Here is a 10,964-nt window from a genome sequence, read left to right as displayed (position 1 = left end):
GGCTGGTCGCGCAGTTCCCCGCGCCCCTGAGGCATGCGCTGCGCGCAGCCTCCCCTCCAGGGGTGCGGGGAGCTGCGCGACCAGCCCCCACCGGACCCGCACCCGGGAACCGAACACACCCCCCGCTCGTGTTCAAGAGGAGGGCCCGCAAACAAGATCGAGTCAATGCCTGTGCGGATGTCCATCGCGGCAGCGATACTTGCGGCCGACGTACGACCATGGGGGAGGGTCGAGTGACATACCCGCCGAACGGAAGCGCGGCGCCACCGGGGCACCCCGCAGCGCCGCCGCTCCCGAGCGTGCCGCCGCAGCCTGCGCGCGGCACCGTGACCGTGCCGCCCCCGGCGCCGGGCGCCCCCGCCCCCACCCGCCGCACCGCCTGGGCCGAGGGCGTGGACCGGCTGCGCTCGGCGGCCACCACCGAGCCCGGCCGGCTGCGCATCATCGGCGCCGTACTGGCCCTGCTCGTGGTCGCGTTCGGCGCGACGACGGCCTGGCAGATGACCGACCGCTCGGCCGCCGCCGACGACGTGCTCCACTCCAGCCAGCCGCTGAGCGCCGACGCCGCCGACATCTACCGCTCGCTCGCCGACGCCAACACCGCCGCCTCCAGCGGCTTCCTCGCGGGGGGCCAGGAGCCCGCCGCCGTGCGCGAGCGGTACGAGCGCGACATCCGCACGGCCGCGCAGAAACTCGTCACGGCCGCGGCCGCCACCGACCCGGGCTCCCCCTCCGCGACCACCATCGCGAAGCTGAACACGCTGCTGCCGCAGTACAAGGGGCTCATCGAGCGGGCCCGGGCCAACAACCGGCAGGGCTTCCCGCTGGGCGGCGCCTATCTGCGGTACGCGAACGAGAAGATGCAGACCCAGATGCTCCCGGAGGCGGAGAACCTCTACACCACGGAGAACCGGCGGCTGCGCGACGACTACGACGCCGCGACCCCCTACCCGTGGATCGCGATCGCCTGCGGCGTGCTCGCCCTCGCCGCCCTGGGCTGGGCACAGCGCCGCAACTACCGCCTGACGAACCGGGTGTTCAACCACGGGATGCTCGCCGCCACCGCCGCCTCCGTCGTCGTCCTGCTCTGGCTCGTCGTGGGGCACACCGTCGCGCGCAGCGGGCTCGACTCCTCGTACGACAGCGGGGTGCGCTCGCTGAACGTGCTGCACGACGCGAGCATCGCCTCGCTGAAGGCGCGGGGGAACGAGAACCTGACGCTGGTCAGCCGCGGCGCGGAGACCACGAAGGTCAAGGGCGTGATCAAGGACAAGTACGACGTCGACTTCCAGAAGCAGATGCGGCTGCTTGCGACGAAGCTGACGGCGGCGGACGCGCTGGCCGACGACGGCGCGGGCCGGGCCCCGGTGGACGGCGCCGACGCCGGCATGAAGGAATGGCTGAAGCGGCACACGGACGCCCGCGCCGCGGACGACGACGGCGACTACCAGGGCGCCCTCGACAAGATCATCGGTTCGAAGGCGGCCAAGCCGACGGGTGAGTGCTTCGATCTCGTGGACCAGAATCTCGACCAGGCGCTCGCGCACGAGCAGCGTCAGTTCAGCGCCGACGCGGGCGCCGCGCGCTCCGCGATGACCGGGCTGCCCGCGGGCGCGGCGCTGCTCGCGGTCCTCGCCGCCGCGGGCGCGGTGCTCGGCGTCGGGCGCAGGCTTTCGGAGTACCGGTGAGAGGGGGTGCGGACATGGCGCAGCGAGGCAGCCGCACGGTGAGTCTGCGCGGCTGGGGCGGTGTGGCGGCGATGGCGGTCGCCTGTGCGCTGACGGCGGTCTTCGCGCTGCTGCTCCCCCTGGCGCAGCGCGGCGGCGGTGGCGGCGGCGCGGGGTCCGGTCCCGGCGGCGTGGCCGCCGGGGTGCAGGCGAGGGCCGACGACTGCGACCCGGACACCAAGGGCAAGGAGCCCGAGCGCAGCGTCAGCCGTTCGGGCAGCGCCGACGGCGGCGCGGTGCGGGCCGTCAAGGACCGCGGCTATCTGTCGGTCGGCGTCGACCAGAACAGCTACCGGTGGGGTTACCGCGACCCGAACAGCGTGGACGAGTCGAGCGAGCTGGAGGGCTTCGACATCGACCTCGCCCATGAGATCGCCAAGGAGATCCTCGGCAGCCCCGACAAGGTCCGCTTCAAGGCCATCCCCACCAACCAGCGGATCCCCGCGATCCAGCGCGGCGAGGTCGACATGGTGGTGCGCACGATGACCATCAGCTGCGAGCGCCTCAAGGACGTCGACTACTCGACCGCCTACTTCCAGACCGGCCAGCAGGTGCTCGCCCCGAAGGCGTCGGCGATCACCGGGTTCGACGGGACGCTCGGCGGCAAGCGGGTCTGCTCGGCGGCGGGTTCGACGGCCGAGGCAGCGCTGCGGCTGGGCCGGACGCAGCAGAAGATCCCCGCCGACACGGACATCTCCGAGACGGTCCCCAACCAGCTGGACTGCCTGGTGCGGCTCCAGCTCGGCGAGGTCGACGCCGTGGTCACCGACGGCGCGCTCGCGGCGAGCCAGGCCGCGCAGGACCCGACGGTGGAGCTGAAGGGCGAGCCGTTCACCAAGGAGTACTACGGCGTCGCCATGAAGAAGGGCGCCGACGAACTGGTGCGCCGGGTCAACCAGGTCCTGGAGGACTACCGCAGGTCGGGCGGGTGGCAGAAGTCGTACGACCACTGGCTGGAGCCGGCGCTCGGCCCGTCGCAGGGGCCGCCGGCACCGAAGTACCAGTGATGTCCGGGCGCGTGCGGTGGTGGGATCCGAACGAAGCGAGAGGTGATCGATGGGCGAGGCGGGACCCCCCGGTCCGGTGCTGGACCGGGACGAGGCGGACCGTGCCCTGGCCCGGCTCGGTGCCGAGCACGAGGCGATCGAGACGTCCCTGTTCGCGCTCCAGGACCACGCCGGGCGGCGGTTGCTGGAGGGCGCGCGGCTGACCGGGGCGACCCGGGAGCGCTGGGCGGCGGCCGAGCAGGCGATCACGCTGCTGTGGTCGTACTTCGACGCGTACACGGGCGCGCTGCGCGCCGCGCGCGAGATCCGCGCCCGGCGCAAGTGGCCCAACCGGGACGACCTCACGCAGCTGACGGAGCTGCTGCGCGGCGAGTCCGTCACGGTCGCCTCGGCGGCGGGGGCCGGTGCGCCGCCGCCGTCGCTCACCGGCCCGGCGAAGCTCTCCGAGCGTTTCACGCTGGCCGCGCTCGTGGAGCGGATGAACGGCCTGTACGCGTCCTCCCTGGACATGGTGGTGGCCGCCGACGCGGTCTGGTCGGCGCTGCCCGCCCGCATCGACATGCTCTCCGCCGAGCTGGCCCGCACCCGCCGGCTCGCGCACTCCGTGGGCGTACGGCCCGGCGAGCATCCGGCCGGTGACGACCTGGAGCGGATCACCGGCGCGCTGACCCGGCTGCGCGAGCAGGTGGTCTCCGACCCGCTCACGTACTGGCAGAAGGCGCCGGGGAGTTCGGCGCCCGGGGGCGGGCGCCCGGACACCACGGCGTACGACCGCCAGGCCCGCGCCCTGGAGGAGGTGCGGCGCGAGATCGAGGCCGTGCTCACGGTGCGCCAGGACGCGGAGGCCCGGCTCGGCCGGCTGCGGGACGTGCTCTCGCGCGCCGACCGCACGCTCGCCGAGGCCCGCTCGGCGCGCGGCGAAGTGCTCGCCAAGATCGCCGCGTCGGAAGTGCCCGCGGTCTCCGGGCCGCCGATCGCCCTCCAGGAGCAGCTGGCGACCGCCGCCGACTACCGCCGGCACGGCCAGTGGCACCGGCTCTCGCCGCTGCTCGAATCGCTGGAGACGAAGGCCGAGGACGAACTGCTGCGCGCCCGCGAGTCGTTGACCGCGGTGACCGCGCCGCTGGCCGTCCGCGCGGAGTTGCGCGGCCGGCTCGACGCGTACAAGGCGAAGGTCGCGCGGCTCGGTTTCGCGGAGGACCCGTTCCTGGTGGAGCGGTACGACGCGGCGCGCCGCATGCTGTGGAGCGCGCCCTGCGATCTGCGGGTGGCGGAAGCGGCGGTGCTGCGCTATCAGCGGGCGGCGGCGGACGTGCTGTCCGCGCCCACGGACCAGAGGGGGGAGTCGTAGTCGTGGCTGCGCACGAGTGCACCCGGCCCGGTTGCACGGGCCGGTACGAGGACATGGGCGGGGAGCTGTACTGCGACACCTGCGGGCTGAAACCGCAGGGTCAGGCCGCCCCCGTCCCGGCCGCGCCGGTCACGGCGGGCTGCCAGCGCCCCGGCTGCGCGGGTTCCTACGAGGACATGGGCGGCGGCGAGCTGTACTGCGACACCTGCGGGCTCGCGCCGGTGGTGTCGCCGGGCGGCCTGGTGGAGTCGCCACCGACCGGGACCGCGGGCGGCGGCTCGCGCGGCTCGCAGAGCTCGGCGTCGAGCGGGCGGGCGTCGTCGCGCACCTCGTCGCGCTCCTCGCAGTCGCGCCGGTCGGTGTCGGGGCGGCTGTCGCGTTCCCTAGCGGGCGGTGCCACGTCCCGGTCGGTGTCGGTGCGCAGCTCGGGCACGTCGGCGAGCAGTTCGGGCCGGGCCCGGCTCGGGGCGGGCCTGGTGCGCGTACCGGACGTGCCGCGGCCCGACCCGCGCGTGATGGTGCAGGAGAACCCGGAGGTCCCCGAGCGCAAGCGGTTCTGCTCGCGTTCGGACTGCGGGGCCCCGGTGGGGCGGGCGCGCGGGGAGCGGCCCGGCCGCACGGAAGGGTTCTGCACCAAGTGCGGCCACCCGTACTCCTTCGTGCCGAAGCTGGGCGCGGGCGACATCGTGCACGGCCAGTACGAGGTCGTGGGCTGCCTGGCCCACGGCGGCCTGGGCTGGGTCTACCTCGCCGTCGACCGGGCCGTCTCCGACCGCTGGGTGGTCCTCAAGGGCCTGCTCGACACGGGTGACCAGGACGCGATGGCGGCCGCGATCTCGGAGCGGCGCTTCCTCGCGGAGATCGAGCACGCGAACATCGTCCGCATCTACAACTTCGTCGAACACCTGGACCAGCGCACCGGCTCCATGGACGGCTACATCGTCATGGAGTACGTCGGCGGCAAGTCGCTCAAGGAGATCGCCAACGGGCGGCGCACCCCCGACGGCAGGCGCGACCCGCTGCCGGTGGAGCAGGCCTGCGCGTACGGCATCGAGGCGCTGGAGGCCCTCGGCCACCTGCACAGCCGCAACCTGCTGTACTGCGACTTCAAGGTCGACAACGCGATACAGACCGAGGACCAGCTCAAGCTGATCGACATGGGCGCGGTCCGGCGGATGGACGACGCCGAGTCCGCCATCTACGGCACGGTCGGCTACCAGGCGCCCGAGGTCGCCGAGGTCGGCCCCTCCGTCGCCTCCGACCTCTACACGGTCGCCCGTACGCTCGCGGTGCTGACCTTCGACTTCCAGGGCTACACGAACGTCTTCGTGGACTGCCTGCCCGACCCGGACACCATCGAGGTGTTCCGCCGGTACGAGTCGTTCTACCGGTTCCTCGTCCGCGCCACCGACCCGGACCCGGCCCGCCGGTTCGCCTCCGCGCAGGAGATGACCGAGCAGCTGACCGGGGTGCTGCGCGAGGTCGTGGCGGTGCAGACCGGCCGGCCCCGGCCCGCCCTGTCGACGCTGTTCGGGCCCGAACTGAAGGTCACGGACACGGAGTTGTTCGCGGGGCAGCGCGGCGAGGTGTCGCATCTGGGCGCGCGGGCCGTCCCGGTGCGCGTGCGCGGCAAGGCGGCGGCCGGGGTCGGCGCCGCGCCCCTTCCCGTCCTGCCGCCGTCACCCTCCGCGCTGGTCAAGCGGTTGCGCACGTCCGCCACCGCGCTGGCGCTCCCGGTGCCGCGGGTGGACCCGGGCGACCCGAACGCCGGGTTCCTCGCGGGCCTGATGGCATCCGCGCCCGCGGAGCTGATCTCGGCGCTGCGGGCCGCGCCGGCCGGCTCCCTCGAACTGCGCCTGCGCGAGCTGCGGGCCCGCCTGGAGATGGGTGAACTGGACGCGGCGCAGCGCGGGCTCGCGGCGCTGGAGGCGGAGCACCTCGACGACTGGCGGGTGGTCTGGTACCGGGGGGTGGCGGCGCTCGCGGCGGGCGATCAGGAGAACGCGGCGCTGTCGTTCGACGCGATCTACGACGCGTTCCCCGGTGAGCCCGCGCCGAAGCTGGCGCTCGGCGTCTGCGCGGAGGTGCTCGGGCAGCTGGACAACGCGGCGGAGTACTACCGCCTGGTGTGGTCCACCGATCCGAGTTACGTCAGCGCCGCGTTCGGTCTGGCGCGGGTGCAGCTCGCGGCGGGCGACCGGAGCGGCGCGGTGCGCACCCTGGAGTCGGTGCCGGAGTCGTCGATCCACTACACGGCGGCCCGGGTCGCCGCGGTCCGGGCCCGGCTGCGGGGCCGGACGGCGCAGGGGCCCGGCGGCGACCCGCTGATCGACGATCTGACGGCCGCGGCCGGGCAGGTCGAGGCGCTCGACGCGTTCGGTCTCGACGCGGTCCGCCGCGAGCAGTTGTCCACCGAGGTCCTCGGCACGGCGCTGGACTGGGTACTCTCCGGTGGACAGGGTTCCGGTCGGTCGCCGAGCCCCGGACGCACGGTGGTACTCGGCAGCGATCTGGACGAGCGCGGCCTGCGTCTTGGACTGGAGCGCTCCTACCGGACCCTTGCCAGGCTCGCTCAGCGCGGCGAGGAGAGGATCGAACTGGTGGAGCGGGCCAACCGCTACCGCCCCCGGACGTGGGTGTGAGTTGATGTCGCAGACGCACCAGCCGACCGCTATGTCGCAGTGTCCCAGTTGCGAGGAGCCGCTCGACAAGGGCGACCGCTTCTGCGGGGCCTGCGGTTTCGACCTGTCGTCGGAGCCGCCTGTGCCCGGCGCGTTCCCGCCGGGGGCTGAGCAGGGCGCCGGGGTGGAGTGGCCGGACGCCCCCGAGCCGGCCGGTGCGGAGGCGCCCGCGCCGGTGCACCTGCCGACGGACCTGGTCGGCACCGAGTCCGGCGGCGGCGAACTCCCCACGATGGCGCGTCCGCAGGGGCCGGCCGGGTCCGGTGCGGGGATGAACGATCCGGCGGCATGGCCGAACGGCCCGGCCGCGGGGGCCGACACGCCCGCCGCACCGGCCGCCGGTCCCACCGCTGGCCCCGCCGGCCGGGCCGATGGATCCGGTGCCGGGTTCGACGGATCCGGCGCCGGGGCCGACGCGCCCCCGGACGGGGACTTCGCGCTGGCCGCGCCCGATCCGCGGGCCGTGGCGCCCGCGGAGCTGGAGGGCGCGACGCCGCCGGCCGACACCAAGCGGTGTGTGGCGTGCCGGGCCGGGCAGGTCGACGCCGACGGTTACTGCGAGAACTGCGGGCACGCCCAGCCCCGCGAACGCGACCACATGGAGCAGGAGTTGGGCGCGGTCGCCGCCGTCAGCGACCGGGGCCTGCGCCACCACCGCAACGAGGACGCGTTCGCGATCTCCTCGGCCGCGCTGCCGGACGGCTCCCCCGCCGTCGTCGCCGTCGTCTGCGACGGGGTCTCCTCGGCGACCCGCCCCGACGACGCCTCGCTCGCCGCGTCCCGCGCCGCCGACGAGGCGCTGCACGCGTCGCTGCCCCGCGGCACCCACCCGCAACAGGCCATGCACGAGGCGATCGTGGCGGCCGCCGAGTCGGTCAACGCGCTGGCGCGCGAGCCGGAGACGGCCCGCGAGCACCAGCCCCACCAGAACGCGCCGGCCTGCACCTTCGTCGGCTCGATCATCACCCGCGATCTGCTGGTCGTCGGCTGGATCGGTGACTCCCGCGTCTACTGGGTGCCCGACGACCGGGCCACCCCGGCGGCCCGGCTCACCGAGGACGACTCGTGGGCGGCGCAGATGGTCGCCGCGGGGCTGATGAACGAGGCGGAGGCGTACGCCGACGAGCGGGCCCACGCGATCACCGGCTGGCTCGGCGCGGACGCGTACGAACTGGAGCCGCACACCGCTTCCTTCAAGCCGGACCGGCCCGGTGTGGTGGTGGTCTGCACCGACGGGCTGTGGAACTACGCGGAGGGCGCGGAGGAGATGGCGCGCGTCGTACCCGCCGACGCGGCCCGGCGTCCGCTGCACTGCGCCCAGGTCCTCGTCGGCCACGCGCTCGACGGCGGCGGCCACGACAACGTAACAGTGGCGGTCCTGCCGTTCCCCGTCCCGCCGCAGGGGGCAGGATCGGCCTAGCCGCGACGCGACCCGGCGCCCGGTCCGGGCGCCGGGTGTCAGGAATGGTGTTGTTCAGGGGGGACGTGTCACCATGGCCAATTTCTCGAAGCCGGACATTCCGCAGTTCTCGGTCGAGGTCTATCAGAACGAGTTCCTGCCCGAGGGCGGCCGCGAGGTCAACGCGATCGTCACCGTGACGTCCACCGGCGGCGGCACCCTCGGCGCGGCCGTGGGCGCGTCGGCGCCGTACGCGGCCGGTGACGGCCCGCACGCCGCGGTGGCGCTGATGGTGGACTGCTCCGGTTCGATGGACTATCCGCCGACGAAGATGCGCGGCGCCCGCGATGCCTCGGCCGCGGCGATCGACACACTGCGCGACGGCGTGCACTTCGCGGTGATCGCCGGCACGCACGTCGCCAAGGAGGTCTACCCGGGCGCGGGCCGGCTCGCCGTCGCCGACCCGACCACCCGCGCGCAGGCCAAGCAGGCGCTGCGCAAGCTCACCGCGGGCGGCGGCACCGCGATCGGCACCTGGCTGCGCCTGGCCGACCGCCTCCTGGCCGCCGCGGACGTGGGGATCCGGCACGGCATCCTGCTCACCGACGGGCGCAACGAGCACGAGTCGCCGGAGGACCTGCGGGCGACGCTCGACGCCTGTGCGGGCCGCTTCACCTGTGACGCCCGCGGCGTCGGCACCGACTGGGAGGTGAAGGAGGTCACGGGCGTCGCCTCGGCGCTGCTCGGCACCGCCGACATCGTCGCGGACCCGGCGCACCTGGCGTCGGACTTCACGCAGATGATGGAGACGGCGATGGGCAAGGAGGTCGCGGACGTCGCGCTGCGGCTGTGGACGCCGCTCGGCGCCGAGATCAAGTTCGTCAAGCAGGTGGCGCCGGCGGTCGCCGAGCTGACCGAGCGCCGCACCGAGGCGGGCCCGCGCGCGGGCGACTATCCGACCGGCTCCTGGGGCGACGAGTCTCGCGACTACCACGTCTGCGTCCAGGTCCCGCGCGCCGAACTGGGCCAGGAGATGCTCGCCGCCCGCGTCTCCCTGGTGGTCCCGCAGCCGGACGGTTCGGCGCGGCCCCTGTCCCAGGGGCTCGTCCGCGCGGTGTGGACGGACGACATGGCGGCCTCTACGTCGATCAACCCGCAGGTCGCGCACTACACGGGCCAGGCCGAACTGGCGCAGGTCATCCAGCAGGGCCTGGACGCCCGCAAGGCCGGCGACGCGGACGGAGCGACCGCGAAACTGGGTCGCGCGGTCCAGCTCGCGGCGCTCTCCGGGAACGCGGATACGGCGAAACTGCTTTCGAAGGTGGTGGACGTGGTCGACGCCGCGGAAGGTACTGTTCGATTGAAGGCGAAGGTCGCGGAGGCCGACGAGATGACTCTCGAAACCCGGTCCACCAAGACGGTTCGCGTGAAGAAGTAGCAGCTCAGACGGATTGACGTACGGATACGAGTACGTACGAAGGAGAGGGGGAAGCGCCGACATGCCGACCTGCCCGAACGGACACCAGTCGGGTTCCGACGACTGGTGCGAGGTCTGCGGTCACCGCATGGCCGGTGCCGTGCCCCCGCCCCCGCCGCCGCCGCCCGGTTACGGCTACCCCGGCCCTTCCGTGCCCCACGGACCCGGGCGGAGCGCGGGCGGTGCGCCCGAGCTGTGCCCGCAGTGCCGGACGCCGAGGGAGGGTGGCGCCCCGTTCTGCGAGGAGTGCCGCTGGAACTTCCTCACGAACACGGCGACGTCCTACACCCCGGCGGCCCCGAACCCGCCGCTGCCGACGCAGGGCGGACCCGGTGGTCCGCAGGGGCCGAACCCGGCGCTGCGGTTCCAGCAGCCGCCGCAGGGGCCCGACCCGTACGAGTACCAGGGTTCGCGCCCCTCGCAGATGAACCGGCCCGCCGAGCCGATCCCGCCGAGCCCCTTCGGCAGCGAGCCCTCGGGCCCCTCCCCCTTCCCCCCGCCGGGGCCGAACGGGACGGGCGGGGGCGTCCCGCAGGCGTTCCAGCAGCAGCCGCCGGCGCCCGCGCCGACGCAGCCGGGGCCGCCCGCGCCGCCGTCGTACCCGAACCAGCAGCGGCCCGGCGGTGGCGGGACGAACGGTGACGACTGGGTGCTCTCGCCCCCGTCGGCCTCGTCCCCGCCCGCGCCGCCGTTCCAGCAGCAGCAGCAGCCGCCGTACGCGCAGCAACAGCAGCCGGGGCCGGTGAGCTGGTCGGCGACGATCGGTCCCGACCGCGAGTACTTCATGGCGATGATGCACCGCAGCGGGCCCGAGGCGTCCGGGCTCAACCTGCCCGCGTACTCGCCCGAGCAGCAGCGCCGGCTGGTCGGCAACCAGATCTCGATCGGCCGCCGCCGCCACTCGACCGGCGACACCCCGGACATCGATCTGTCGGTGCCGCCGGAGGACCCGGGTGTCTCGCACTCGCACGCGGTGCTGGTGCAGCAACCGGACGGGTCGTGGGCGGTCGTCGACCAGAACTCGACGAACGGTACGACGGTCAATGGCGGCGAGGAGCCCATCCAGCCCTTCGTTCCCGTCCCGCTCCAGGATGGCGACCGGGTCCATGTCGGGGCGTGGACGACCATCACGATCCACCGGGACTGACCGATCCCGGCGGCTCGCCGAGGCGCGGGCCTCGCGCAGCTCCCCGCGCCCCTGAGCCGTCCTTCGGCTGACGCGCCATCGTGGTTGCTCGCGCAGTTCCCCGCGCCCCTGAGATGCGCACTACGTGCGCCATCTCATCGGCGCCCCTGGGCCAGCGGCGAAGCCGCAAGCCCCT

General features: G+C 74.1%; 7 protein-coding genes. All 7 read left to right on the top strand.

Annotated features, from left to right (window positions below; all coding sequences use genetic code 11):
- Nucleotides 1-233: 233 nt before the first annotated feature.
- The 7 genes from ABZY33_RS35305 (at nt 234) to ABZY33_RS35275 (ending at nt 10,789) form a co-directional block, all read left to right on the top strand.
- Entirely contained in the window at nt 234-1,688 is a 1,455-nt protein-coding gene (locus tag ABZY33_RS35305) for a hypothetical protein (protein ID WP_356495810.1), read from the top strand.
- 14 nt (nt 1,689-1,702) lie between these two features.
- Complete coding sequence (locus tag ABZY33_RS35300) at nt 1,703-2,734, top strand: glutamate ABC transporter substrate-binding protein (protein WP_356495809.1); 1,032 nt, start codon at nt 1,703-1,705, stop codon at nt 2,732-2,734.
- 49 nt (nt 2,735-2,783) lie between these two features.
- Entirely contained in the window at nt 2,784-4,085 is a 1,302-nt protein-coding gene (locus ABZY33_RS35295; RefSeq protein WP_356495808.1) for a hypothetical protein, read from the top strand.
- Nucleotides 4,086-4,261: 176 nt separating this feature from the next.
- On the top strand, nt 4,262-6,727 hold the full coding sequence (locus ABZY33_RS35290; RefSeq protein ID WP_356495811.1) for a tetratricopeptide repeat protein: 2,466 nt from the start codon (nt 4,262-4,264) through the stop codon (nt 6,725-6,727).
- A gap of 31 nt (nt 6,728-6,758) precedes the next feature.
- Complete coding sequence (locus ABZY33_RS35285) at nt 6,759-8,186, top strand: PP2C family serine/threonine-protein phosphatase (protein WP_356495807.1); 1,428 nt, start codon at nt 6,759-6,761, stop codon at nt 8,184-8,186.
- A gap of 73 nt (nt 8,187-8,259) precedes the next feature.
- Nucleotides 8,260-9,603 carry a VWA domain-containing protein gene (locus ABZY33_RS35280; protein WP_356495806.1) on the top strand — a complete coding sequence of 448 codons (1,344 nt, stop codon included), beginning with the start codon at nt 8,260-8,262 and terminating at the stop codon, nt 9,601-9,603.
- 61 nt (nt 9,604-9,664) lie between these two features.
- Nucleotides 9,665-10,789, top strand: coding sequence for an FHA domain-containing protein (locus ABZY33_RS35275; RefSeq protein WP_356495805.1), 1,125 nt, complete (start codon nt 9,665-9,667; stop codon nt 10,787-10,789).
- Nucleotides 10,790-10,964: the final 175 nt, after the last annotated feature.

It is taken from the genome of Streptomyces sp. NPDC006552 (assembly GCF_040611655.1).
In the GTDB taxonomy this organism is placed as follows: Bacteria; Actinomycetota; Actinomycetes; order Streptomycetales; family Streptomycetaceae; genus Streptomyces.
This window is presented reverse-complemented; position numbering and strand designations above follow the sequence as displayed.